We start from the raw sequence: 22,953 nt of genomic DNA, 5'->3' as shown, positions 1-22,953 counted from the left end.
CGACGGTCGGCGCCGCTCCGGGGGAAGGAGGCAGAGGGCTACGCGATCCCGTCGAGCACTGCGAGCTCGTCCGCGCTCAGCCGCAGGGCGCTCGCGGCCACGTTCTCCTCGAGGTGCGCCACGCTGCCCGTCCCGGGGATCGCCAGGACGTGCGGGCCGCGGTGCAGCGTCCAGGCCAGCCGCACCTGCGCCGGGGTGGCGCCGTGCGCCGCGGCGATCGCCTCGACCTCGGCCCGGCCGGTGTCGTCGACGCCACCCACGGGCGACGCGCCCGGGACGGCCGCACCCACGGCGAAAAACGGGACGAACGCGATGCCGCGCTCGCCGCACAGGGTGACCAGGTCGTCGTCCTCCCGGTGCGTGAGGCCGTACTGGTTCTGCACGCACACGACGGGCGCGATGGTCAGGGCCTCGGTGAGCTGCTCGGCGAGCACGTTGGAGACGCCGAGGTGCCGGACCAGGCCCGCCTCGCGCAGCTCCGCGAGCGCCCCGAAGTGCTCGGCGACCGACTCCGACGCGCGGCCCTCGCCCGCCATCCGCGTGCCCCAGCGCAGGTTGACGACGTCGAGGTGGTCGCGGCCGAGCTGCCGCAGGTTCTCCTCGACCTGGCCACGGAGCTGGTCGGGACGCGCCATGGGCTCCATCTGCCCGTCACGTGACCGGGCCGGGCCCACCTTCGTGGTGATGACCAGGTCGTCGGCGTAGGGCTGCAGGGCGGTGCTGATCAGCTCGTTGGCCGAGCGGGTGGGGGTGAAGTAGAACGCGGCGGTGTCGATGTGGTTCACGCCGAGCTCGACGGCCCGGCGCAGCACGGCGAGCGCCGAGCCGCGCTCGCGGGGCGTCTCGTCCCAGGGCATACCCATCAGCCGCATGGCGCCGAGCCCGATGCGGTTGACCGTGCGGTCGCCGAGCTGCCAGGTGCTGGGGGTGATCATGCCTGTCGTCATGTCTGTCGTCATGAAGCCAGCCTCGCGCCGCACCCGCCCGATCCCACGGTGTTGGCAGGTTGTTGCCGTCCCCGAGGCCACGCCTGGTGCCGCCCCGCGCCCACGGGCATGATCGAAGGCATGCAGACGGGCGAGATGGTCACCATCGTGCAAGGCGAGCGCGAGCTGATGGAGCGCACCGCGCACCTGATGGCCTCCGCCACCGACGTCGCCTGCGCCGCCAACGACCTCGCCACCTGGGCCAGGGCGCAGGCCTCCGGCGAGCTCGCCGAGGCGATGCGGACCCGACGTACCGGCGACGTCCGCATCCGCAAGGTCTACCGTTCCGCCCTGCTGCTGGACCCCGTCGCCGCCCAGGGACTGGCCCGCGACCGCGACCGCCACGGCGCGCAGATCCGCATCACGAGCGACGAGATCAACGAGACGATCATCCTCGACCGCCGCCTGGTCATCCTCGCCGGCGACGTCCGCGCCGGGCAGCGCAGCTACAGCGTCATCACCCAGCGCGAGACCGTCCAGGGCGTCACGTCCCTGTTCGAGGCCGCCTGGCGCTCCGCCACCGACCTGGACGTCTACGACAACCGGATCGCCGAGATCCGCCAGCTCGCACCCCAGGTCCTGGACCTGCTCGGCCAGGGGATCAAGGACGAGACCGCCGCCCGCACGCTCGGGCTCGGCGTACGCACCTACCGCCGCCGCGTCGCCGAGCTCATGGACGCCCTCGGCGCCGGATCACGCTTCCAGGCCGGGGTCCGCGCCCGGGAGCTCGGCCTCGTCTGACGCACCGGACCGCACCCCGCAGGCATGTCAGTGGCGGGTGCAAGACTCACGCACGTGACCGAACGCGCACCCGTCCCCGCCGACGCCGTCCACCGGCTCGCCACGATCCTCGAACGCCTGCCCGAGTGCCGCGAGCACGACGCCTGGACCGGCGTCGCCTGGAAGACCAGGGACGCCACCGTCGCCCACGTGTTCGGCGGCGAGGACGGCCTGGTCCGGATCACCTTCCGCGCCGACCCCGACGAGGTCGCGGCGTTCCAGCACCTCGGCCCGCAGTACTTCAAGGCCGACTGGGGCAGCAACGTCGTCGGCCTGATCCTCGACCAGCACACCGACTGGGACGAGCTGACCGAGCTGCTCACCGACTCCTACTGCATCCAGGCCCCACAGCACCTCGCCGACCAGATCGACCGACCCGAACCCACCACCCCGGACGCACCCCAGGCCCGGACGGCGCTCGCTGAGTAACCTCGGGAGATGACCCAGCGAACCACCGTCGAGACCTGGATCCGCGACTACGAACGCCTCTGGCGCACCGCCGGCACCGACGCCCTCGCCGAGCTCTTCACCCCGGACGCCACCTACCTGCCCTCACCCTGGGCACCACCCGTCGTCGGGCTCCCGGCGCTCGCGGAGTTCTGGGAGAGCCACCGCGACGGCCCGGACGAGGAGTTCACGCTGACGGCACAGGTGCTCGCCGTCGACGGGCCGACCGCCGTGGTCCGCGTGAACGTGGAGTACCTGGAGCCGGGGGACCGGTGGCGAGACCTCTGGATCGTGGAGCTCGACGACGACGGGCGGTGCAGCGCGTTCGAGGAGTGGCCGTTCGCGCCCGGCCAGGACAGCCAGGACGGCCAGTAGGGGCCGTCGGCAGGCTTGGTCCGTAGAGGCAGCCGGCAGGGTCGGTCAGTAGCCGCGGTCCCGGGCGACGGCCGATGCCGGACGGGCCCCCGCCCGGATCGCCGTCAGCGCCGCGTCGAGGCCGGCGACGACGTCAGACGGCAGGGTGAGCCCGGAGACGTGCGGCGTGATCGTGACGTCGGGCCGCCGCCACAGGGGCGACGACGCCTCCAGCGGCTCCTGCTCGACGACGTCCAGCGTGGCGTGCCGCAGCCGGCCCGTGTCGAGCGCGTCCAGCAGCGTGGTGGTGCGGACCGCGGAGCCGCGCCCGATGTTGACCAGGTGCACCCGCTCGAAGGCCCGCAACAACGCGGGCGTGACCAGCCCGTCGGTCTGCGGCGTGTGGGGGAGTGCGAGCACGAGGACGTCCGCGCGCACCCCGTCGAACACCTGTGCGGTAGGCGCGGCGCCGAACGCCTCGGCGAGGGGGAGCACGGCGTCGAAGGCGTCGTCGGGACGGCCGGTCCGGCTCAGCCCGACGACGCGGTACCCGAGAGTCGCCAGGGTCCGGGCGATCGCCGCACCCATGGCGCCGGTGCCCACCACGACGGCCTCACGACGGTCGGGCGCCGCGGGCGGGTTCGACGCGTCCCAGGTCGCCGTCGTCGACTGCGCGAGGTACCGGGCCACCTGCCAGCGCTCCGCGAGCACCCAGGTCAGCACGTACTCGGCGATCCGCTCGGGCATCGTGCCGGTGGTGCGGGTCAGGACGACGTCGTCCGGCAGAGCCGGCGCCAGGTGCTCGACGCCGGCGAAGGGGGAGTGGACCCAGGGGGCGCGGACCGCCTGGGTCGGATCCGTCGTGATCGCGAGCGTCGCATCCCCGTCGGTGACCTCCAGCCCGTGCGCGCGAGCCCATCCCGCGAGCGCGTCATGCCAGCCCGGTTCGACGTCCGCACCGAGGCGCACCGTGGGACGACGGCGGAGCGTGTCGGCGAGGTCAGGGATCGAGGGTTCCGGAACGGCCGGTGGGGCGGCGGGTCGAGAGGTCACGCGGTGATTCTGCCGCCAGGAGCGCGCCGGGGCGTCGTTATGTCAGCGAACCCTGGGAGCGCCAGGCGCGCGCCTCGTCCATGAGCTCGCCGATCAGGGGCGCCTTCCCGGATCGGTAGCGCACACGATCGCGCCGGTCCTGCGCCGCGAGCTCGGTCTTCAGCGCCGCGTAGCGGTGCGCCGCCGCGGGATGAACACGCAGGTAGTCGCGGAACAGCAGCCAGTCGCGCCAACCGGTCGAGTCGCGTTCGACGACGTGCAGGTGGTGCGTGCGATGCTCCACCGACGGGAAGCAGACCGACCACGTGCGCCGCTCGGCGTCGCGAGGTTCCGGGGCGTGCACCCAGCCGATCCTGAGCAGCGCAGGGAGCGCCGGGCCGAAGGCTTCGTGGTCGTCGACGACGGCGAGCATGTCGATGATCGGCTTGGCCGGGAGTCCAGGCACCGACGTGGAGCCGATGTGCTCGACGGGTGTGACCAGGTAGCCGGCCAGCACGCGCTCCAGGGCGAGCCGCTGGGTGTCGAAGTCATGCTGCCAGTGCGGGTCGTGAGGTTGGATGACGATGGGATCCTGACGCACGAGCACAGCGTGGCACAGTGTCGTGCCGACCCCAGGGATCGCGACAACTGCTGAGATCCGCCGCTTCCGAGATGGATCCGATAATGCACATTATGTCATTACGGCGCGAAGAGGCCCTGGGAACAGGTCCCCCAGGCACGACGGCACGACGTGCCGAACAGCGCGACGTGTCGAACGGCACGGCGTGTCGAATCGCCACCCAGCCGGGCACGGACGCGAGCCGCGGCCGCCAACCCCTGAGGCGACCCCTCAGGCTGCGGGTGTCTCACCTCATCACCTTTGAGGCCCGGCTTTCTCGCCTTTGACAGGACTCAATGCGGAGAAAGCCGGGCCTCAAAGGTGATCCGACGCCGAGTCGCGAGCGCGAGGCTCGACCCATGGCGCGGCCGCGGGTCCTCGGCTCACCCAACCTGCAGGTCTTCAGCCCCAACCTGCGGGCCTTCAGCTCACCCAGGCCGCCCCACCCCTACCCGGCACCCACCGCCCAAGAACCTTAAAGCAGTGTGTATAGCGCAACACAACCGTCTTCCACCATCAAGCAAGATCATCACGGTAGCAGAGCCGATTTTCTGCGGCGCCGCCTCGCACCGCGGGCATACGCTCCGAGACGATGAACCTCGCCGGGATACTCGCCGCCTCCACGAGCACCGCCGTCCTCGTGGAGGGCGAGAGCGACCGCGTCGCCGTCGAGGCGCTGGCCGCGCGGCTGGGCCTCCCCCTCGCCGACCTCGGTGTGCAGGTCGTCGCCATGGGCGGGATCACCAACATCGGCCACCACCTCGTCGCCGTGTCCGGTGAGCGCCCAGCTCCCGGACGGGTGACCGGTCAGTCGTCCGGTCTGCCGGGCACCAGCCTGCCCGACGCCGCCCGCACCTTCCGCGTGGGCGGCCTGTACGACGCCGCCGAGGAACGCTTCGTGATCAAGGGCCTCGACCGCGTCGGGCTCCGCCCGGAGGCCGCCACCACTCCCCTGTCCGAGCACGGCTTCTTCCGGTGCGACCGGGACCTCGAGGACGAGCTCATGCGGGCGGTCGGCACGGACGGGTTCCTGGCCCTGATCGAGGCGGAGGGCGAGCTGCGCAGCTTCGAGCGGCTGCGGGGCCAGCCCGCGCAGCGCGAGCGCACCACCACCCAGCAGCTGCACCGGTTCATCGGCTCCAAGGGGGGCCGCAAGGAACGCTACGGGCGGCGCCTCGCCGAGACGCTCCCCCTCGACCGGGTTCCGGCCCCGCTCGACGCGCTGCTGCGCTGGGCCACCTGACGTGTGCCGTCCTCACGCCCGCCGTGGGTCGAGCACCACCATCCCGGCGCGGGGCGCGGAGTCCATCGTCGGCACCAGGGCTGCCGCCTCGGCCATGCCCACGACGCGGTCGAGCAGGTCCTGGGGCCGTAGTGCGCCGGATGCGACGAGGTCGAGCATCTCCGGGTAGTCGACGGCGGCCATGCCGTGACTGCCGAGCACGTCGAGCTCCCATCCGATCACGCGGCCCATCGGTACGCGCGGGCCGCCGTCGACGGGCGGGAAGAGGCCGACCTGGACGTGGCGGCCGCGTCGGCGCAGGCTGAGGATCGCGTCGGCGCAGGTCTGCTCGCTCCCGACGGCGTCGAGCGCGACGTGCGCGCCGCCGTCGGTCAGCTGGTGGACGACGGCGGGGACGTCGAGGCCGTCGGCCAGCACGGTGCGTTCGGCGCCGGCCCGGCGGGCGGCGTCCAGGGCCCCCGGGGAGCGGTCGACGGCGATGACGTGCGCCCCGCGGGCCACGGCGATCATCACCGCACTGAGCCCGACGCCGCCCGCGCCGACGACCACCACCCACTCCCCTGCCTGGACTCGCGCGCGGCCGGCCACGGCCCGGTAGGCGGTGGCGAACCGGCAGCCGAGACTCGCGGCCGCCTCGAACGTGACGTCCTCGGGGATGGCGACGAGGTTGGCGTCGGCGGCGTGGAGCACGACGAGCTCGGCGTACGACCCCCAGTGCGTGAACCCGGGCTGGGTCTGGTCGAGGCAGACCTGGGCCTGACCGGTCCGGCACCACTCGCAGGTGCCGCAGCCGCTCACGAACGGCACGGTGACGCGGTCCCCCTCACGCCACCGGGTGACGCCGGCGCCCACCTGCGCCACGGTGCCCGCGAGCTCGTGCCCGGGCACGTGCGGCAGGGCGGGGATGTCGGGGTCGTGCCCGGCCCAGGCGTGCCAGTCGCTCAGGCACAGCCCGGTGGCGTGCACGCGGACGACGACGCCGCCGTCGGGGGCGCTCACGTCGGGGACCTCCCGGACGGAGGTGGGGCCCTGGAACTCGTCGAAGAGGATCGCTCGCACGAGCGGATTCAACCACGCGGCACCGACACCCCCGTCACTCCCCCGCGAGGAGGCGCAGCACCGGCGTGAACGCGTCGACCAGCTCCTCGGACACCACGAGGTAGGAGATGCCGAGGCGCTCGCGGCGCTCCCGGAGCTGGTCGGCCATGTCCTGGGGCGAGCCGCCGACCACGGAGACCGCTCCCGAGGCCGCGAGCGCCGTGGGGTCGATGCGGTCGGCCAGGTAGCGGGGTACGGCGTCGCCGACGGCCATGAGGTTGACGTTGAGCTCCACCGGTGTGGGCAGGGCGGTGGGTGTGGAGACGGGTGTGGGGACGGCTGTGGTTCGGGTGCGTTCGGCGTCGCGCACGTGGTCGATGAGCTTGTCTGCCGTGTTCGCGTCGGCGTCGAGCGGGATGCCGAGGGCGACGGTGTCGGCGTGCCTGCCGGCGAGGGTGAGCATGCGGGTCCCGCCGGCGCCGATCAGGAGCGGTACGTGGGGTGGCTGCGTGTCGTACGGGGTCACGGTGGCGTCGGTGGTGGTGTAGTGCTCGCCGGTGGTGGTGACGGTCTCGCCGTCGAGCAGGCGGCGGATGATGCCGACGGACTCGGCGAGGCGGGACACGCGTACCCCGGGCTTGTCGAACGTGCGGCCGAGCATGGCGTTGTCGGGTCCGGTGCCGGGGTGTCCGGCGCCGATGCCGAGCTCGAAGCGGCCGTCGGACAGGACGGCGAGGGTCATGGCGTCCTTGGCGACGAGCACGGGGTGGCGGAAGTCGTTGGCCAGGACGTAGGTGCCCAGGTGCAGGTGGGTGGTCGCGGTGGCGGCCGCGGCGAGCATGGGGAGCACGGACAGGCCGTGGGCGATGCTGTCGGGCAGCACGAGGGTGTCGAAGCCGAGGCGTTCGATGTGTCGTGCGTGGTCGAGCCAGGCGGCGCCGGTGGGTGCCGGTGAGGCGACGACGCCGAAGCGGAAGGGTGCTGTGCTGTTCACGCGGCTGTTCACAAGGCTGTTCACGGGGCTCTCCGTCCTGGGCGTATCCCTGGGTCCAGGCAACTGTGCGCGCCCGGTGGGCACAACCACATTCGTCGGTGGGCGAAGCCGCTCGTACGCAAACCTGCGTACTCGGGTGTCGCTCCGTGACGGACGCCGGGCCTGCCGGGGCGGGGCGACGGTGGGGCCATGGACATCAAGAGCAGGGACACGACACACACGACGGGGACGGCGCCCCCGGACGACCTCGTGCTGCGTACGGACGCGCTGACCAAGCGGTACGGCGGCCGGACCGCCGTCGACCGGGTCAGCATGACGGTGCGCCGGGGCGAGGTGTACGGCTTCCTGGGGCACAACGGCGCGGGCAAGACGACGACGTTGCGGATGGTGCTCGGGCTGGTGCGCCCCACCGCGGGGCGGGCCACGGTGCTCGGCCGGCCGGCGGGGCGTCCCGCGGTGACGGCGCGGGTGGGTGCCCTGGTCGAGGGTCCGGGCTTCTACCCGTACCTGTCGGGCCGGGACAACCTGCGCGTCCTGGCCCGGTACCGGCACCTGCCGCGCACCGAGGTCGACCGGGTCCTGGACCTGGTCGACCTGACCGGTCGCGGCGCAGACGCCTACAAGGGCTACTCCCTGGGCATGAAGCAGCGCCTCGGTGTGGCCGCCGCCCTGCTCGGCGACCCGGAGCTCGTCATCCTGGACGAGCCCACCAACGGCCTGGACCCCGCGGGGATGGCGGACATGCGCGCCCTGGTCGTGTCCCTGGCCCGGGGCGGGCGCACCGTCCTGCTGTCCAGCCACCTGCTGGCCGAGGTGCAGGAGATCTGCGACCGCGTCGGGATCATCGACCACGGCCGGCTGCTGCGGGAGGCACGTGTCGCCGACCTGCGCGGCGGCGTCACCATGCGGGTGCGCGCCACCCCGTACGACACGGCGCTCGCGGTGGGCACCCGCCTGGCCGGTGCGGGCGCCGTCCGCCCGCTGCCCGACGGCGCGCTGGGCGTGGACCTGCCCGCGAGCGCCGCACCTGACCTGACGCGGGCGCTGGTCGCGGCCGGGGCCGACGTGCACGAGGTGGCGCCCAGCGAACGCACGTTGGAGGAGGTCTTCTTCGAGCTGACGACGACCGGCCCCGGCACGACACCCGCCGACGCCACAGCCGGCGCCACCACCGGGAAGGAGCCCGTCGCATGACCGCCGTCCTGCACGCCGCCCGCGCCGAGCTGCTCCGGCTGAGCCGCTGGCCCGCCGTCTGGATCACCGTCGGCGCCTGGGTGGCCCTCGCCCTGACGTTCGGCTACGTCTTCGACTACGTCACCTGGGCCACCGGCACCGAGTCCTTCGCCACCGAGGGCGCGGCCGCCGCCCGTGACGCGCTCCTGGCCGGGCTCCTCCCCCAGGCGGTGCCCGACGTCCTGGTCCAGGGCATGCCCATGTTCGGCGGGGCGCTCGCGATGGTGCTCGGCGCCCTGGTCGCGGGCAACGGCTTCGGCTGGGGCACGTGGAAGACCGCGTTCACCCAGGGCCCCTCCCGCACCGCCGTCGTCGGCGGTTCCCTGACCGCCCTGACCGGCTTCGTGCTCCTGATGGTCGTGGCCACCCTGGCCCTGTTCACCGCGGTCTCGGCCGGGATCGCCCTCGCCGAGGACCAGGCGGTCGTCTGGCCCGCCGCGAGCGCCACCGCTCAGGCCGTCGGCAGCGGGCTCCTCGTGCTGGAGATGTGGGCCCTGCTGGGGTACGCCGTCGGTGTCCTGGCGCGCGGTCCGGCGCTCGCGGTGGGGCTCGGGCTGGTGTGGGCCCTGGTGGTGGAGAACCTGTTGCGCGGCGTGGGGTCGCTCCTGGACGCCGTCGAGCAGGTCACGCACTACCTGCCCGGCACGGCCGCCGGGTCCCTGGTCGGTTCGCTCACGGGGACGGGGACGGGCACGCCCGGGGTGCTCGACGTCGTCCCGGGCGGGCAGGCGGTGGTCACGGTCGTGGCGTACGTGGTGGGGCTGTGCGCCGTGGTGCTGGTGGTGCTGCGTCGCCGCGACCTCGCGTGAGGTCTCGTCGCAGGTCAGCAGCCTATTCCGGCATATCGGGAGTGTCAGTGGTCGCGCTTAGGGTGGCGGACATGGTCGCTCCTCCGCGCCTCGAGCGCATCACCGTCGACGAAGCCGCCCGCCGCTACCTGGCCGCGGTCGAGGTCGAGACGATCCGCGGTGTCCTGTCCCCCGCCACGGCGCGCAGCTACACGCGCGACGTGACGGAGTTCGGCCGCCTGACGGGCCGGGAGCGCATCCTGGACGACGTGACGGGTGCCGACGTCGACACCGTGCTGGTGCGGTACCAGTCCGCGCCGGACGCCCGGTACACCGACCCGGACCGCAAGGCCGGGCCGGGTCGCAGCACCGCGACGGTCAACCGGTTCCGGCAGTCGGTCACGCGGTTCTTCGCGTACGCGGCCCGGGAGTGCTGGGTGCAGGCCGACCCGATGCAGTGGGCGGCGCCGCCCGCGAAGGTGCGCGGCACCCTGCGCACCGCCCGCACGGCCCTGTCCGCGAGCGCGGCACGCAGCCTGCTGACCACCCCGCCGTCGGACACCCCCGCGCGCACGGACCAGGACCTCGCGCTGCGCGACCGGCTCGTGGTCGCGCTCCTGCTGGTCCTGGGGCCGCGGGTCTCGGAGCTGGCCCGCACCGACGTCGACGACGTCGCCCGGGAGCCGGAGCGCACCACGTGGCGCATCCGCGGCAAGGGCGGCAACACCCGCACGGTGACGCTGTCCCCGCCGCTGGCGCGCGCCCTGGAGGACTACCTGACGAACCTGCGGCCCGCCCTGGCCGCCAAGCGCCCGCAGGACGCCGACGCGCAGCGTGCGCTCCTGCTGTCATGGCGCGGACGGCGCATCGACACGCAGGCCATCCGCGCCCTGCTGGCCCGCGCCGTGCGCCGCATGCCCGCGCCCTACCAGCGTGAGGCCACCCCGCACGCCCTGCGGCACACCACGGCCACCCTGCTGGTGGCGGACGGGTGGGACGTGAAGGTCGTCGCCGAGCTGCTCGGGCACGCGTCGATCGCCACCACCGGCGTCTACCTGGACCGTATCGAGGGCGAGCTGGCCGCCGCCATCCGCTCCCACCCCCTGGCCGCCGCGATCGAGTGACGCGCGAGACCTCGGTGCGAGGTCACCGCCCGTGGCACGATGAGAGCCCGCGAGAGGGACCAACGGCACACGGGACGAACAGTGCACGGACGAACGGTGCAGGTGAGCACACGGTGAGGACACTCGACCCGAGGACGGCCGGCACGGCGGCGGCCCGGTGAGCCGTCGGATCCTGGTCGTCGACGACGACGAGGCGATCCGCGAGGTCGTCCGCACCGGGCTGGAGGTGGTCGCCGGGTGGTCGGTGCGCCTGGCCTGCAGCGGGGAGCAGGCCATCACGCTGTGCGGTGAGGACCCGCCGGACGCCGTCCTGCTGGACGTCATGATGCCCACGATGGACGGGCCGACGACGTTCGCGCGGCTCCAGGCCGACCCCCGCACCCGCAGTGTGCCCGTGATCCTGCTGACCGCGAAGGTGCAGCCCGTGGAGCGGCGGCAGTACGAGGACCTCGGCGTCGCCGGTGTGCTCGCCAAGCCGTTCGACCCGCTCACGCTGCCCGACCAGATCGCCGGGCTCCTCGGCTGGCGCCGCTGACCTGCGGCCCCGGCACGGGTGAATTACTGTCGGGCACATGGTGTCGCAGCGCGGTGCTGCGCAGTCACGAGACAGGTTTCTGCGCTGGTGCTGGGTCTCCGGCACCGCAGTGGTGCTGCTCGTCCTGGCGCTCCTGAGCCCCCTGGACCAGACCACGCGCGAGCAGATCTCGATGACGGCGATCGCCGCCGCCGGGGTCGCTGCCGCCGTCAGCTGCGCGCACCGTGCCGCCCGGTCCACGGGCCGGCGACGACGAGCCTGGTCCCTGCTCTCCCTCGGCGGGGTCGTCGGCCTGGCCGGCAACATCTACTCGGGGCTCGTCGGCGATCCCGAGACCGGCGACGTCGCCTACATCGCGGCCCTCCTGCTCGGCGTCGTCGGCCTCTCCCACTTCCCCGCCGTCCGCCCGCGCGGCCAGGAGCTCGTACGCATGCTGCTGGACAGCGTCGTGGTCGGCGGCTCCGTGCTCTACATCGCGCTGTTCGCCGTCGCCCTGCGCGCCGACACCCCGCAGGCGGAGCCCGCACTGACCGCCTACGCCCTGCCCGTCGTCGACGCCCTGCTCGCCACCCTCGCCGTCCAGGTCATGACCCGCTCGAACGCCGCGGAACGCGTACCGCTCGTGCTCGTCGGCGGCGGGTTCGTGCTCTACGCCGTCGCCGACGTCGCGTTCGCGCTGCTGTCCGCCGCGGGCGGCTTCACCTTCGGCAGCCCCGTCGACGCCGCCTGGGCCGGCGGCTACATCGCCATCGCGCTCGCGGCCCGCCACCCCGCCGCGTCCGGCAGCCCCCTCGTCGACCGTGCCGAGCACGGCACACCCGTGCTCGGCACCGTCGTGACGTTCGGCCTGTTCCTCGCCGCGGCCCTCGTCCGCGTCGCCCAGTCCGGCAACCACACCCTCCCCACGGTCGCCAACGCGCTCTGGGTCGCCGTCCTCGTCGCGGTCGTCGCCCGCCAGATCCTCGTCGTCGTGGACAACGAGTCGCTGCGCCACGGCCTCGAACGCCGCGTCCAGGAACGCACCGCCCAGCTGCGCTCCCTCGCCAGCGAACGGGAACGCACCCTCGAGTCGGTCGCCGACGGCATCTACGGCGTCGACCCGGACGGCCACGTCACCTTCGTCAACACCGCCGCCGCCTCCACCCTCGGCGCCCCCGCGAGCGACCTCGTCGGCCGCGACGCCCACGCCACGTTCCACGCCCCCGCCGCCGACGGCACCCCGCTGCCCGCCGACGGCTGCTACATCGCCGAGGCCCTGCGCGACGGCGTCACCGTGACCGCCGAGCAGGACGTCTACCTCCGCCTCGACGGCAAGGAGGTCCCCGTCGAGGTCACCGCCAGCCCCCTGCGCGACGACGGAGTCATCCGCGGCGCCGTCGTCGTCTTCCGCGACGTCACCGAACGCCGCGAGGTCGAACGGATCAAGGACGAGTTCGTGTCCGTCGTCAGCCACGAGCTGCGCACCCCGCTGACCGCCATCCGCGGAGCGCTCTCCCTGCTGGACAGCGACGCCCTGGACGACTCGCCCGAGCAGGCCGCGCGCATGGTCCGCGTCGCCCTGACCAGCAGCGAACGCCTCGGCCGCCTCGTCGACGACATCCTGGACACCGAACGCCTCGCAGCCGGCACCACCCAGCTCGAGCTGGTCGAGCACCCCGTCGACGACCTCGTCGCCGCAGCCGTCGACCAGGTCGCCGTCCTGGCCGACGACGCCGGGATCACGCTCGAACCCACCAGCACCACCGAGATCGTCCGCGCCGACGCCGAACGCGTCGTGCAGACCCTGACCAACCTCCTCGGCAACGCCGTCCGGTTCTCCCCGCCCGGCAGCACCGTCCGCGTCACCGCCGCCCCCGTCGGCGACCTCGTGGAGATCCGCGTCGACGACGAAGGCCGCGGCATCCCGCCCGACAAGCTCGAGACCGTCTTCCGGCGCTTCGAACAGGTCGACGCCTCCGACACCCGCGAACGCGGCGGCTCCGGGCTCGGCCTGACCATCGCCCGCAGCATCGTCGAACGCCACGGCGGCCGCCTCTGGGCCGTCAGCGAGGGCGAGGGCACCGGATCCAGCTTCCGCTTCACCCTGTGGCGCGCCACCCCCCACCCGCCCCCCGAACGGTCCGACGACGCCGCCACCCGCGTCGTCGTCGTCGACGACGACCAGTACGTCGTCGACGTCCTGCGCACCGTCCTCGAGGAACGCGGGTACGACGTCATCGGCCTCACCGACGGACGCGCCGCGCTCGCCGCCGTCGAGGACGAGCACCCCGCCGCGATCGTGCTCGACCTCGCGATGCCCGGCACCAGCGGCGCCGAGGTCCTCAGCCGGCTGCGCCAGTCCGCCGCCACCTCCGACGTCCCCGTCGTCGTCCTGTCCGGCACCCGCCCCCACGACGCACTGGAGACCGCGGCGCTCGCGGACGACTGGCTCGTCAAGCCCGTCGACCCCGACCGGATCGTGGATACCGTCCGGGACGTCATCCGGCGTCAGCCCCACCACGGCCGGGTCCTGCTGGTCGAGGACCACGAGGAGCTGCGGACCGTCGTGGCAACCGTCCTGCGCAACGCCGGCCTGGTGGTGACGACCGCGAGCTCCGTGGGCGCCGCACGCGAGGCCCTGGCCCGGGGCGCCGACCCGGACCTCGTCGTCCTCGATCTCACCCTGCCCGACGGCAGCGGGCGGGAGCTCGTGGCCGACCTGCGCCGGGACGGCCGGCTGCGGCGCGTGCCGCTGGTGGTGTACACGGGCGCGGAGGTCAGCCGTTCCGACCGGGCGGGCCTCCGCCTGGGCCGCACCGTCTTCCTGACCAAGGGCCGTGCGGCACCCGACGCCGTGCTGCGCTCGGTGCTCGACCTCCTGGACGTCGCGGCGGGCCGGGCCGGCGACGCCGGCCGGCCCGGACAGAACCCCACGGTGAGGAACCCATGACGCGACCCCTTGCGCGACCCCTGACGGAATCTTCTGCGCAGCCCCTGACGATCCGGGTGAGCGCGGGCAGCGGCTCGGGGCGCACGCCTCTGGCGGCGTTCGACGCCGCCCTGGCGGCCGCGGGGGTGAGCGACTTCAACCTCGTGCGGCTCAGCTCGATCGTGCCGGCGGGCAGCCGGGTCGTGGAGGTCGAGGGTCCCGCACAGCTGCGCGGCGACCACGGCGACCTCCTGTACTGCGTGTACGCGAGGGCGCACACCTCCCTGCCGGGGCACGAGGCCTGGGCCGGGGTCGCGTGGTCGCGGCGCGACGACGGCACCGGTGCGGGCCTGTTCGTCGAGCACGAGGGCCCCTCCCACGAGCAGGTCCTGGCCGACCTCACGCACAGCCTCGAGGACCTGTCGGCGACGCGGGGCGGCCGGTACCGGGCCGAGGGCCACCGCGTCACGGGCATCACCTGCGTCACGCTGCCCGTGTGCGCCGTCGTCGTCGCGACCTTCCGGCGCACCGGGTGGCAGGAACCCGCTGGGCAGGAGACCGGCGTGGCAGGAGAGCGCCGGTGAGCGCCGACGTCGCGTTCGAACGGGTCGTGGACGGCGACGACGCCGAACGGTTCTGGGCCCTCTACCTCGACGCCTTCGAACCGCTGCGCACCCGGGCCGCCGCCCGCCACGTGCTGTACCGGGAGGAGTTCGACGCGGAGATGGCCGACCCCCGCGTCACCAAGCTCCTCGTGCGCGACGACCAGGGGGACGCCGTCGGGCTGACGACGCTCGCGACGGACCTCGCCGCCGTCCCGTGGGTCAGCCCCGAGTTCTTCGCCGCCCGCTACCCGGAGCACGCCGCGCGCGGGGCGCTGTGGTACATCGGGTTCACGCTCGCGCACCCCGGCCGGCGCGCCACCCGCACGTTCATGGACATGATCGACGCCCTCGTCGGGCACCTCGCCGAGCACCGGGTCGTGTGCGCCTACGACGTGTCGCGGTTCAACGACGACTCGCTGCGGTTCGCCGACAACCTGCGCCGCCACCTGGAGCGCACGCAGGACGTCACCGTCGAGACCGTGGACCGCCAGTCGTACTACGCGACGACGTTCCACTGACCCGCACCGCGACCGTGCGGGGGCGCCCCGTTCGATATCCCAGGTCCGAGCACGTGAGACCGGGTACCGTGAGCGGGTGGCCTCACGTAAGATCCCCGGCAACTTTCCGAAGCTCACGCTGGACATCCCGTCCGACTTCCTGCAGCGTGCCCGCTCGCTCGCGACCCGCGCGGCGATCGTCGCGGCCGCCGTCCCCGTCGGTGCAGCCCTCGCGCTGACCGTCACCGACATGGTCCGCCGCCGCATCCACCCGCTCACGGCGAAGTTCCCCACGGAGAAGCCGCTCACCGAGAACATCGACGAGACGGCCACCACGGTCTACACCTACGGGGCCGACCTGTACGAGGCGATGCTCGACGCCGTCCGCGGAGCCCGCAAGTCCGTGATGCTGGAGTCGTACATCTGGAAGAACGACGAGGTGGGGCAGCAGTTCAAGCAGGAGCTGATCGACGCCGCCGCCCGCGGCGTCGACGTCTACGTCATCGTCGACGGCTTCGCCAACCTCGTGGTGCCCTACTCGTTCTTCCGCTTCCCGCCCAGCGTGCACATGCTGCGCTTCCCCGCGCTGCGCCCCGGCATGGCCTACCTCAACGTCCGCAAGTCCGGGCGGGACCACCGCAAGATCCTCGTGGTCGACGACGAGATCGGGTTCGTCGGCGGCTACAACATCGGCTCCCTGTACGCCACGCAGTGGCGCGACACCCACGTACGGCTGGAGGGCCCGTCGGTGTGGGAGCTGCGCAACGCGTTCGTCGACTTCTGGAACCGGCACCGCAAGCCGCGCCACCCCATCCTGGCCGACGTCGGCTCCGGGACCTGGCTGCCACACCTGAAGGCCGCCCGCAACGCGCCGTCCGAGCTCGTGTTCCCGATCCGCGGCATCTACCTCGACGCGATCGACCGCGCCACGCACCACGTCTACATCACCCAGGCCTACTTCATCCCGGACCACGACATCCACGCCGCGCTCCTCGCGGCGGCCGCCCGCGGCGTCGACGTCCGCGTCCTGGTGCCCCACCGCTCCAACCACGTCGTGGCCGACTGGCTCGCCCGCGGCCAGTACGCCTCCCTGCTGCGCGGCGGCGTACGGATCTTCCTGTACCAGGGCGCCATGGTCCACGCCAAGACCGCCACCATCGACGCCCGCTGGACCACCATCGGCACCGCCAACATCGACCGCCTCAGCCTCACCGGCAACTACGAGGTCAACCTCGAGATCGTCGACCCCGGCCTGGCCTCCCGCATGGAGGACGTCTTCGCGATGGACCTGTCCAACGCGCAGGAGCTGACCCTCGCCCAGTGGGAGGAACGCGGCGCACTGGCCAAGATCGGCGAGTACCTGCTCATCCCGCTGCGGCCCCTGCTGTAACGCCCTGCTGTGACGTTGTAACCCACCGCGACACCCGCCAGCCCTCGCCCGGAACGCGTGGCACCGATAGCGCGCTCCCGACGTGCACGGGGCGGGTGGTGGCAGCGCCTGGCCGCACACCGCGCCCGCTGGCTGACGACGCACCCCCGTATCGCCCGCACCTGGGCAGTGACCCGCACCGTCGTCCTGGCCCTGTCCCTGGTGTGGCTCGCCGGACTGTGGCTGTTCCTGCCCGAGCTGCGCCTGGGCCTGCGCGCCTACCTCGGCTGCCTCTGGGTCGTCGTCGCCTGGTTCGCCCTGGCCCGCACCAAGACCCTGACCTGGACCGGATACCTGGGCTTCTTCACCGCCTGCGTACCCTGGTCCGTCGGTATCGGCGTCCTGACCACCACGCTCGCCACCCAGGCCGGCCCGCACGACGCGCTCGGGGTGTCCGAGGCCGGCGCCGAGATCGCCGTCGCGGGCATCGTCGAAGAGGTCGGCAAGCTCGTCCCCGTCGTCGTCCTGACCCTGCTCGCGCCACGCCGCGCCGCCCGGCTCACCACCATCGACTGGCTCCTGCTCGGCCTCGCGTCCGGCACCGCGTTCCTCGCCGTCGAGGAAGGCCTGCGCCGCACCGCGCTCGCCACCGGCAACGCCGGCCTCGGCGGCTTCCTCACGTCACCCACCGACGTCGTCCTCCCGCCCGGCTACGTCACCTTCGGCCTCGTCCCGGTCCCCACCCCGATGAGCGCCGACGGCGCCCTCCTGGCACCCACGACCGCCGCCGAGTTCGGCGGCCACGCCCTGATCACCGCCCTCATCACCGCGCTGTTCGGGCTGGCCCTCGCGGCCTGGCAGGCCCGACGCCGCCTCACCGGGCTCGCCCTGGCCGTCCTGCCGGTCGCGGCCCTCTGGTCAGCGATCGCCGACCACGCGATGTACAACGCGGGCCTGGACCTGTTCAGCGCCCTGCCCGGCGACGACGGCACCCCCGCCTGGCTCGACCCCGACACCACGACCATCCCCTGGTGGCTCCGCGTACCCTGGTCCCTCCTGGGCCACGGACACGGCCGGGTCGCGGTCTTCCTCACCCTGGTCGTGGTGTGCCTCCTGGTGGACGCCGCCCGACTGGCCACCCGCTCCGCCGCCAACCTCACCGAACGTCCCGCGCCGGGCTGGGTCACCCAGCCCGCGCCGACGGCGCCCACGGCCGTCCAGGCGGTGCTCGGCGCCGTCACGGCACTGGTCTGGATCGTGGTGCGCGACGTCGGACAGGCGCTCGCGGGCTTCGCGCGGCAGCCTGCGCAGGGCCCCGTCCAGTCCTCAGTCGGTGTGCCGGGTGCGTCGGGCGCGCCGGGCGTGCTGCGCGCAGCGGAGCCACGCCGGGACGCGGCCGCCCGGGGCGCGGCGCTCGTCTCCGGTCAACGAGCTCTGCGTGAGCTGGCCTTCGAGCACGCCGCCACGCGGATCCATCCCTGGGCGCGCCGCCTTGCCGCCGTCGCGGTCCTGGCCGGACTGGGCTGGCTGGTGTTCGCCGCCGCGCCCGCAGCCGCCGGCGAGATCGGGACCACGACCAACGACGTCTTCGACCTCGGCCCCGGCCTCGAAGACCTCCCGACCCTCCCGTCGGGCCCGCCTGCCAACCTGCCGACAGAGCCACCTGTCGGTCTACCAACTGATCTGCCCACGGGCCTGCCCAGCGACCTCCCGACGTTCGACCCGGAGGACTTCCCGTCCCTGGACCCGGACTTCGAGTTCCCCAGTCTCGACAACCACACCGGAGCACCGACCGAACCCGGCACCGTACCGTGGCTCGCCGGCGTGCTCGACTCCCTCGCCGGTTGGTGGCACGACCAGCCCCTGCTCACCCAGCTAGCGATCGGCGCAGGCATCGCCGCCCTTGTCGTCCTGTCGGGTGGGTCGCTCGGCCTCGCCCTCGGCGTCTCCGGCGTCCTGACCTGGGGCCTGGACAAGTCCGCGGGGATCGCGACCTTCGTCCGCGACCCCGACATGGCCACCCGCGACTACTTCGCCACCGCTACTCCCGCCCAGCTCGCCGCCGACACCGCCGGCGTCGCCCTGACCTTCCTCCCGGGCAACTTCGCAGGCGCGGCAACGGGCCGCATCCTGCGCACCACGACCGACGACCTCGTCGCCGACCCCGCAGCGTGGTTGGCCACCCGCCGCAGGACCCTCACGAGACCGGGAACGAGCACGGTCAGTCAAGGGTCTGTCACAACCACAGGCCCGAGCCACGTCACATCGGTCGACGACGTCGCGCGCCCCCTCTCACGTGCCGAGCACCTTGCACTGTCAGACGCGCTTCGACCAGCGAAGCTGGACCACGTCTTCGTTCCCAAGCACAAGTTCGAGCCGCTTGTCGCGCGCTACGGGACGCGCGAGAACGCAATGGAACACCTGATTCGCGCTGTGCAGGGGCCAGGGCTTCCAGCCGAAGGAAGATTTGCGGTAACCCGTACAGTCGCGGGACAGAAAGTCATCATCCGCGGGATCGTCATCGACGGCGTCCCACGCATAGGAACGGCCTTCACACCATGACGTTGTCCTCGAACGTCCTCACTCTTGTCCGCGCGGTCGCGGCTCAGCTCAAGCAGGACGACGCGGCAGCTCTCGTCCAGCAGGCGGAACGGGCCACAGTCGTCGACGAGGTGCCAGGACGGATGCTCAACGTCCAGGTCGTGTCACCTCCCACGCTCCTGTCGCTTCCCGACGGCCCGATCGAACCCGTCCCCGCGCTGTACGACGAGCACGGAGACCTCGTGGGCGAGCTCCTGATCTGGGTGACCGACGGACGCCTGACCGGCGTCGAACGCCCCTGGTTCACGGAGACGCCACCGGACGAGTGGCCGAGCCCGGACACGCTCCGCTTCGACTGAGCCCTTCCCCGCTCGGTCACACCGTCAGCGACTCCCCCACCGCCAGCCGCGTGTACGTGTAGTCGCCGCCGAGCCGCGCCGTGTCCAGCCACCGACCCACGGCACCGTGCCCGATCTCCGACAGGAACACGTCATGGATCGGGACGGCCACACGCGCCGGCACCGACCGCGCGAAGTCGATGAACTCCCCCGTCTTCAGCCACGGCGCCGACACGGGCACCAGCAGCACGTCCAGACCGCCCTCCGGCAGCCCCGCCGGCGCGTCGAACGAGTCACCCGGGTGGTACACGCTCCCGCCGTCCACCTCCACCAGGTAGGTCACGTTCACCGCACGCGGGATCTCCCGGTGGATCAGCGCATGCTCGCCACCACCCACCGTCACCCGCGCGCCCTCCACGTCCAGCACCTGCCCGGGCGTCACCTCGTGCACCCGGTCCGCCGGCGCGCCCGCCTCACGCAGGGCGCTCGCGGCCGGGCCCGTGGCCCACACCTGGGTGTCGGGGGCGGCGGTGAGGTGGGCGACGACGGCGGGCGCGTCGACGTGGTCGAAGTGGTCGTGCGTGATCAGGACCGCCCGGGCGCCGGTCAGGGCGGTGGTGGTGTCGGCGAAGGTGCCGGGGTCGATCACGATCGTGCCGGTGTCGCCCGGCTGAGCGCCGGGCAGGCCGAGGGTGACGCACGCGTGTCCGTGGAAGGTGAGCTGCATGCTCGCAGGCTACGCCCGTGCGCGAGGGTGAGCAGGCCACGGGAGTCAGGGAGGACAACAGCGAGCCGTCTGGTCGGGGTGCGGTGGCTACCCCGTGCCAGACGGCAGGGTCAGGAGCGGGTCGGGTGGTGGGTCAGGTGTGGTTCCGGGCCGTCAGACGGCGGACCGGGCGGCCCTGCGCTGGGCGAGCTCGTCGCCCTCGACCTCGGGGACCTCGCCGGTCTCGCCCGGGTCGAGGGTCTCGGTGGGCATCTCGGCCAGGGTGCCCTCGATCTCGCGCCAGACGCGCCCGACGGCGATGCCGAAGACGCCTTGGCCGCCGGCGACCAGGTCGACGACCTCGTCCGGTGAGGTGCACTCGTAGACGCTGGCGCCGTCGGACATCAGGGTGATCTGGGCGAGGTCCTCGACGCCGCGTTCCCGGAGGGCCGTGACGGCGGTGCGGATCTGCTGGAGGGAGACGCCGGTGTCGAGGAGGCGCTTGACCACCTTGAGCACGAGGATGTCGCGGAAGCTGTACAGCCGGTGGGTGCCGGACCCGGTGGCGGGCTTGATGCTCGGCTCGACGAGTCCGGTGCGTGCCCAGTAGTCGAGCTGCCGGTAGGTGATGCCGGCGATGTGGCACGCCGTGGTGCCTCGGTAGCCGGTCGTGGCGTCCTGTTCCGTCAGGTCCTCACCGAAGAGGAGACCCTGCGCGCCGTGCGGGACCGTAGCGCGTGTGGCTCTCTCACCGCTGGTGTTCACTGTGCCTCCTGGGGTGTCGTGACCACGCTATGGCGCGTCGAAGGTGATTTCAAAGATGCGCGCCGTGAAACGTCTCGGCGTGTCGCGGTTCAGCCGCCTTTCAGCCGGTCCGCCCACCTCCCTGGGACCCTCCGCCGGGTGGGCCGGAGAAGTCCTCGGGGGTGACGTGGTCGAGGAAGTCACGGAACCGTTCGACCTCGGCCTGCTGGTCGACGTCGACGATCTCGACGCCGGCCAGGGCGACGATCTCCGCGGAGCACAGGACGGGGCTGCCGGTGCGCACGGCCAGCGCTATCGCGTCGGAGGCGCGCGAGTCGAGGTGGACGCCGTTGCTCAGGACGAGCTCGGCGAAGTAGATGCCGCCCTCCAGGGCGACGATCTCGACCCGTTCGAGCGCCACGCCGACGGCGCCCAGCACGTCGCGCAGCAGGTCATGGGTCATGGGCCGGGGCGTGGCGAGACCCGCCTGCGCCATGGCGATGGCGCTGGCCTCGCGCGCCCCGATGACGATCGGGATCGCCAGGTCCGCGGCACTGTCGAGCAGCAGCACGACGATCTCCTGATCGCGTTGCTGCTGTCGAACGCCGAGGATCTCCACGGGGACCATCGGCACGTCGTCCGGCCTCACGCTTTCACCGTACGGCGTCCTGCCACCACTCGTCGCGCGCTCGGGTCAAATTCCTGGTCACGGCCGGGTGCGCCGACGGCAAAACTTACGGTCGGGCCGGCTGAGGACTACCCGAGGTCTTCGATGCCCTGCCTGACCCACGCGGTGTGCAGGCGGGTGAAGAGCTCGCCCATCTCACCGGCCATGCTGGCGGCGCGGCCACGGCCGGCGCTGGCCTGCTGGCTGCGCAGCGGGGCGACGACCTGGTCCACGAGGGTGACCTGCCGGTCGGCCGCGGTACGGAAGGTGCGCAGGTGCCGGGGCTCGACGCCGAACTCGGCGAGCGCTCCGGCGATGCGGGCGACCTCGACCGCTCCGGGCCCGAACGTGCTGCCGGACGCGGGCAGCAGCCCGGCCTGGGCCAGGCTCTGCACGAACTCCTCGGTGACGCCCGCCGCCTCGGCCACCGCGGGGGCGGTCCAGCGGCGGCGAGCCGGTGACCCGTTCGCGGCGAGCCGTGGCGCGGGGTGCTCGGCCGAGTCGGGGTCGGCGTCCATCGCCGCCAGGCGTTCCTTGATGACCTTCAGCGGCATGTAGCTGTCGCGCTGCTCGGTCAGGACGAACCGGAGGCGTTCGACGTCGGCCTGGCTGTACTGGCGGTAGCCGGACGGCGTCCGCACGGGCTCGATCAGGCCCTGCTCCTCCAGGAAGCGGAGCTTGGAGTGCGAGACGGAGGGGAACTCCTGGCCCAGGGCACGCAGGACGTCGCTGATCCGCATCGTGGCCTGCCGGGAGATACCCCGGGGCCAGGGCGCGTCGAGGTCCGCGTCATGACCGTGCGCACGGTCACGGTCATGGTCGCGTGCGGCGCCGCCGGTCACGGGGCGGGCGTTCCCGGGCCCCACTGAGCCGGCGACTGCGGGCTGGCGTGGAAGGTCAGGCGGAACTTGCCGATCTGCACCTCGTCGCCCGTCACGAGCGTCGCGGCGTCGATCCGGCCCCGGTTGACGTAGGTCCCGTTCAGGGAGCCGATGTCGCGCACCACGAACGAGTCGCCCTCGCGGACGAACTCGGCGTGCTTGCGCGACACGGTGACGTCGTCGAGGAAGATGTCCGCCTGCTCGCTGCGGCCGGCGACCGAACGGCCGGTGTCCAGCAGGAACCGGGCGCCGAACCCGGGGCCGCGCTGCACGATGAGCAGTGCGGAGTGCCGGGGCAGAGCGGCGACCGCGGCCGCCTCCTCCGGGCTCAGAGCGGTACGAGGCGCCTGCTCGTCGGAGGTCGGGAACGCGATGCGACCCAGGTTGGCCGTGGTATCGGGCCCGACCGGATGGGCGCTGGGGTCCGTCATCAGGTCTCCTCGGGTGCGATGTTGATGGAACGGGGTGACTACGTTGGGACAACGGCCGGGGCATCGTCCGGGTTCCACTCAACCTACCCCGAT

The 22,953-nt window shown here is 72.9% G+C and carries 24 protein-coding genes; 14 read left to right on the top strand and 10 right to left on the bottom strand.

The genetic code is table 11. From position 1 onward, the window contains the following. Positions 1-38: 38 nt before the first annotated feature. Positions 39-959 carry an oxidoreductase gene (locus ACZ7LE_RS20325; protein ID WP_470405050.1) on the bottom strand — a complete coding sequence of 307 codons (921 nt, stop codon included), beginning with the start codon at positions 957-959 and terminating at the stop codon, positions 39-41. A 108-nt stretch (positions 960-1,067) separates the two neighbouring features. On the opposite strand from ACZ7LE_RS20325, the gene ACZ7LE_RS20320 reads away from it, so the two are divergent. Genes ACZ7LE_RS20320 through ACZ7LE_RS20310 form a run of 3 tightly spaced genes read left to right on the top strand, consistent with a single transcriptional unit; the run spans position 1,068 to position 2,588 of the window. Further along, on the top strand, positions 1,068-1,727 hold the full coding sequence (locus ACZ7LE_RS20320; RefSeq protein ID WP_470405049.1) for a DNA-binding response regulator: 660 nt from the start codon (positions 1,068-1,070) through the stop codon (positions 1,725-1,727). 54 nt (positions 1,728-1,781) lie between these two features. Beyond that, positions 1,782-2,195, top strand: coding sequence for an MmcQ/YjbR family DNA-binding protein (locus ACZ7LE_RS20315; RefSeq protein ID WP_470405048.1), 414 nt, complete (start codon positions 1,782-1,784; stop codon positions 2,193-2,195). 9 nt (positions 2,196-2,204) lie between these two features. Beyond that, positions 2,205-2,588, top strand: coding sequence for a YybH family protein (locus ACZ7LE_RS20310; RefSeq protein WP_470405047.1), 384 nt, complete (start codon positions 2,205-2,207; stop codon positions 2,586-2,588). A 45-nt stretch (positions 2,589-2,633) separates the two neighbouring features. Here the strand turns inward: ACZ7LE_RS20310 and ACZ7LE_RS20305 are convergent, their stop codons facing one another. Beyond that, positions 2,634-3,620: an NAD(P)-dependent oxidoreductase gene (locus ACZ7LE_RS20305; RefSeq protein WP_470405046.1), complete on the bottom strand. Its 987-nt coding sequence runs from the start codon at positions 3,618-3,620 to the stop codon at positions 2,634-2,636. A 37-nt stretch (positions 3,621-3,657) separates the two neighbouring features. After that, positions 3,658-4,200: a GrpB family protein gene (locus ACZ7LE_RS20300; RefSeq protein WP_470405045.1), complete on the bottom strand. Its 543-nt coding sequence runs from the start codon at positions 4,198-4,200 to the stop codon at positions 3,658-3,660. A gap of 610 nt (positions 4,201-4,810) precedes the next feature. Here ACZ7LE_RS20300 and ACZ7LE_RS20295 point away from each other — a divergent pair. Further along, the gene (locus ACZ7LE_RS20295; protein ID WP_470405044.1) at positions 4,811-5,461 is read left to right on the top strand and encodes a TOPRIM nucleotidyl transferase/hydrolase domain-containing protein; all 651 of its coding nucleotides are present in this window, start codon (positions 4,811-4,813) and stop codon (positions 5,459-5,461) included. A gap of 12 nt (positions 5,462-5,473) precedes the next feature. Here the strand turns inward: ACZ7LE_RS20295 and ACZ7LE_RS20290 are convergent, their stop codons facing one another. Together ACZ7LE_RS20290 and ACZ7LE_RS20285 are read right to left on the bottom strand one after the other, a co-directional pair. Further along, positions 5,474-6,520: an alcohol dehydrogenase catalytic domain-containing protein gene (locus ACZ7LE_RS20290; RefSeq protein WP_470405043.1), complete on the bottom strand. Its 1,047-nt coding sequence runs from the start codon at positions 6,518-6,520 to the stop codon at positions 5,474-5,476. A 34-nt stretch (positions 6,521-6,554) separates the two neighbouring features. After that, a complete protein-coding gene (locus tag ACZ7LE_RS20285; RefSeq protein ID WP_470405042.1) occupies positions 6,555-7,517 on the bottom strand; it encodes a TIGR03621 family F420-dependent LLM class oxidoreductase in 963 nt (320 codons plus the stop codon). Between the two features lie 165 nt (positions 7,518-7,682). On the opposite strand from ACZ7LE_RS20285, the gene ACZ7LE_RS20280 reads away from it, so the two are divergent. The 10 genes from ACZ7LE_RS20280 (at position 7,683) to ACZ7LE_RS20235 (ending at position 19,452) form a co-directional block, all read left to right on the top strand. Then, the gene (locus ACZ7LE_RS20280; protein WP_470405041.1) at positions 7,683-8,687 is read left to right on the top strand and encodes an ABC transporter ATP-binding protein; all 1,005 of its coding nucleotides are present in this window, start codon (positions 7,683-7,685) and stop codon (positions 8,685-8,687) included. Continuing rightward, on the top strand, positions 8,684-9,535 hold the full coding sequence (locus tag ACZ7LE_RS20275; protein WP_470405040.1) for an ABC transporter permease: 852 nt from the start codon (positions 8,684-8,686) through the stop codon (positions 9,533-9,535). Before ACZ7LE_RS20280 ends, ACZ7LE_RS20275 begins: the two co-directional genes overlap by 4 nt. Positions 9,536-9,606: 71 nt before the next feature. Then, positions 9,607-10,638, top strand: coding sequence for a tyrosine-type recombinase/integrase (locus tag ACZ7LE_RS20270; RefSeq protein WP_470405039.1), 1,032 nt, complete (start codon positions 9,607-9,609; stop codon positions 10,636-10,638). 157 nt (positions 10,639-10,795) lie between these two features. Beyond that, positions 10,796-11,173 (top strand): response regulator, encoded by a 378-nt coding sequence (locus ACZ7LE_RS20265; protein WP_470405038.1) that lies wholly within the window; start codon positions 10,796-10,798, stop codon positions 11,171-11,173. A gap of 37 nt (positions 11,174-11,210) precedes the next feature. Then, a complete protein-coding gene (locus ACZ7LE_RS20260; protein ID WP_470405037.1) occupies positions 11,211-14,102 on the top strand; it encodes a response regulator in 2,892 nt (963 codons plus the stop codon). Then, positions 14,099-14,665 (top strand): pyruvoyl-dependent arginine decarboxylase, encoded by a 567-nt coding sequence (locus ACZ7LE_RS20255; protein WP_470405036.1) that lies wholly within the window; start codon positions 14,099-14,101, stop codon positions 14,663-14,665. The genes ACZ7LE_RS20260 and ACZ7LE_RS20255 overlap by 4 nt, the downstream gene beginning before the upstream one ends. Then, positions 14,662-15,204 (top strand): hypothetical protein, encoded by a 543-nt coding sequence (locus tag ACZ7LE_RS20250; protein ID WP_470405035.1) that lies wholly within the window; start codon positions 14,662-14,664, stop codon positions 15,202-15,204. Before ACZ7LE_RS20255 ends, ACZ7LE_RS20250 begins: the two co-directional genes overlap by 4 nt. A gap of 118 nt (positions 15,205-15,322) precedes the next feature. Further along, entirely contained in the window at positions 15,323-16,573 is a 1,251-nt protein-coding gene (locus ACZ7LE_RS20245) for a phospholipase D-like domain-containing protein (RefSeq protein ID WP_470405324.1), read from the top strand. A gap of 168 nt (positions 16,574-16,741) precedes the next feature. Continuing rightward, positions 16,742-19,114, top strand: coding sequence for a hypothetical protein (locus tag ACZ7LE_RS20240; RefSeq protein ID WP_470405034.1), 2,373 nt, complete (start codon positions 16,742-16,744; stop codon positions 19,112-19,114). Beyond that, a complete protein-coding gene (locus tag ACZ7LE_RS20235; protein ID WP_470405033.1) occupies positions 19,111-19,452 on the top strand; it encodes a hypothetical protein in 342 nt (113 codons plus the stop codon). Before ACZ7LE_RS20240 ends, ACZ7LE_RS20235 begins: the two co-directional genes overlap by 4 nt. 16 nt (positions 19,453-19,468) lie before the next feature. Here the strand turns inward: ACZ7LE_RS20235 and ACZ7LE_RS20230 are convergent, their stop codons facing one another. The 5 genes from ACZ7LE_RS20230 to ACZ7LE_RS20210 form a co-directional block, all read right to left on the bottom strand. Then, positions 19,469-20,158 carry an MBL fold metallo-hydrolase gene (locus tag ACZ7LE_RS20230; RefSeq protein WP_470405032.1) on the bottom strand — a complete coding sequence of 230 codons (690 nt, stop codon included), beginning with the start codon at positions 20,156-20,158 and terminating at the stop codon, positions 19,469-19,471. Between the two features lie 153 nt (positions 20,159-20,311). Then, complete coding sequence (locus ACZ7LE_RS20225) at positions 20,312-20,902, bottom strand: MerR family transcriptional regulator (protein WP_377229417.1); 591 nt, start codon at positions 20,900-20,902, stop codon at positions 20,312-20,314. A 100-nt stretch (positions 20,903-21,002) separates the two neighbouring features. Next, a complete protein-coding gene (locus ACZ7LE_RS20220; RefSeq protein WP_377229424.1) occupies positions 21,003-21,509 on the bottom strand; it encodes a bifunctional nuclease family protein in 507 nt (168 codons plus the stop codon). Positions 21,510-21,637: 128 nt separating this feature from the next. Beyond that, positions 21,638-22,414: a transcriptional regulator FtsR gene (gene ftsR / locus ACZ7LE_RS20215; protein ID WP_470405031.1), complete on the bottom strand. Its 777-nt coding sequence runs from the start codon at positions 22,412-22,414 to the stop codon at positions 21,638-21,640. Further along, the gene (locus tag ACZ7LE_RS20210) at positions 22,387-22,860 is read right to left on the bottom strand and encodes an FHA domain-containing protein (protein WP_020015374.1); all 474 of its coding nucleotides are present in this window, start codon (positions 22,858-22,860) and stop codon (positions 22,387-22,389) included. The genes ftsR and ACZ7LE_RS20210 overlap by 28 nt, the downstream gene beginning before the upstream one ends. Positions 22,861-22,953: the final 93 nt, after the last annotated feature.

The sequence above is a fragment of the Promicromonospora sp. NPDC110617 genome, from assembly GCF_055598465.1.
The sequence above is the reverse complement of the archived record's forward strand: the minus strand, read 5'-3'. Positions and strand labels throughout refer to the sequence as shown.

What these genes read in the sequence shown, in the direction of transcription:
- ACZ7LE_RS20320 (WP_470405049.1), top strand. Translation starts at nt 1,068, where the DNA reads ATGCAGACGGGCGAGATGGTCACCATCGTGCAAGGCGAGCGCGAGCTG.
- ACZ7LE_RS20260 (WP_470405037.1), top strand. Translation starts at nt 11,211, where the DNA reads ATGGTGTCGCAGCGCGGTGCTGCGCAGTCACGAGACAGGTTTCTGCGC.
- ACZ7LE_RS20270 (WP_470405039.1), top strand. Translation starts at nt 9,607, where the DNA reads ATGGTCGCTCCTCCGCGCCTCGAGCGCATCACCGTCGACGAAGCCGCC.
- ACZ7LE_RS20210 (WP_020015374.1), bottom strand. Translation starts at nt 22,860, where the DNA reads ATGACGGACCCCAGCGCCCATCCGGTCGGGCCCGATACCACGGCCAAC.
- ACZ7LE_RS20275 (WP_470405040.1), top strand. Translation starts at nt 8,684, where the DNA reads ATGACCGCCGTCCTGCACGCCGCCCGCGCCGAGCTGCTCCGGCTGAGC.
- ACZ7LE_RS20280 (WP_470405041.1), top strand. Translation starts at nt 7,683, where the DNA reads ATGGACATCAAGAGCAGGGACACGACACACACGACGGGGACGGCGCCC.
- ACZ7LE_RS20325 (WP_470405050.1), bottom strand. Translation starts at nt 959, where the DNA reads ATGACGACAGACATGACGACAGGCATGATCACCCCCAGCACCTGGCAG.
- ACZ7LE_RS20310 (WP_470405047.1), top strand. Translation starts at nt 2,205, where the DNA reads ATGACCCAGCGAACCACCGTCGAGACCTGGATCCGCGACTACGAACGC.
- ACZ7LE_RS20295 (WP_470405044.1), top strand. Translation starts at nt 4,811, where the DNA reads ATGAACCTCGCCGGGATACTCGCCGCCTCCACGAGCACCGCCGTCCTC.
- ACZ7LE_RS20230 (WP_470405032.1), bottom strand. Translation starts at nt 20,158, where the DNA reads ATGCAGCTCACCTTCCACGGACACGCGTGCGTCACCCTCGGCCTGCCC.
- ACZ7LE_RS20220 (WP_377229424.1), bottom strand. Translation starts at nt 21,509, where the DNA reads ATGGTCCCCGTGGAGATCCTCGGCGTTCGACAGCAGCAACGCGATCAG.
- ACZ7LE_RS20235 (WP_470405033.1), top strand. Translation starts at nt 19,111, where the DNA reads ATGACGTTGTCCTCGAACGTCCTCACTCTTGTCCGCGCGGTCGCGGCT.
- ACZ7LE_RS20255 (WP_470405036.1), top strand. Translation starts at nt 14,099, where the DNA reads ATGACGCGACCCCTTGCGCGACCCCTGACGGAATCTTCTGCGCAGCCC.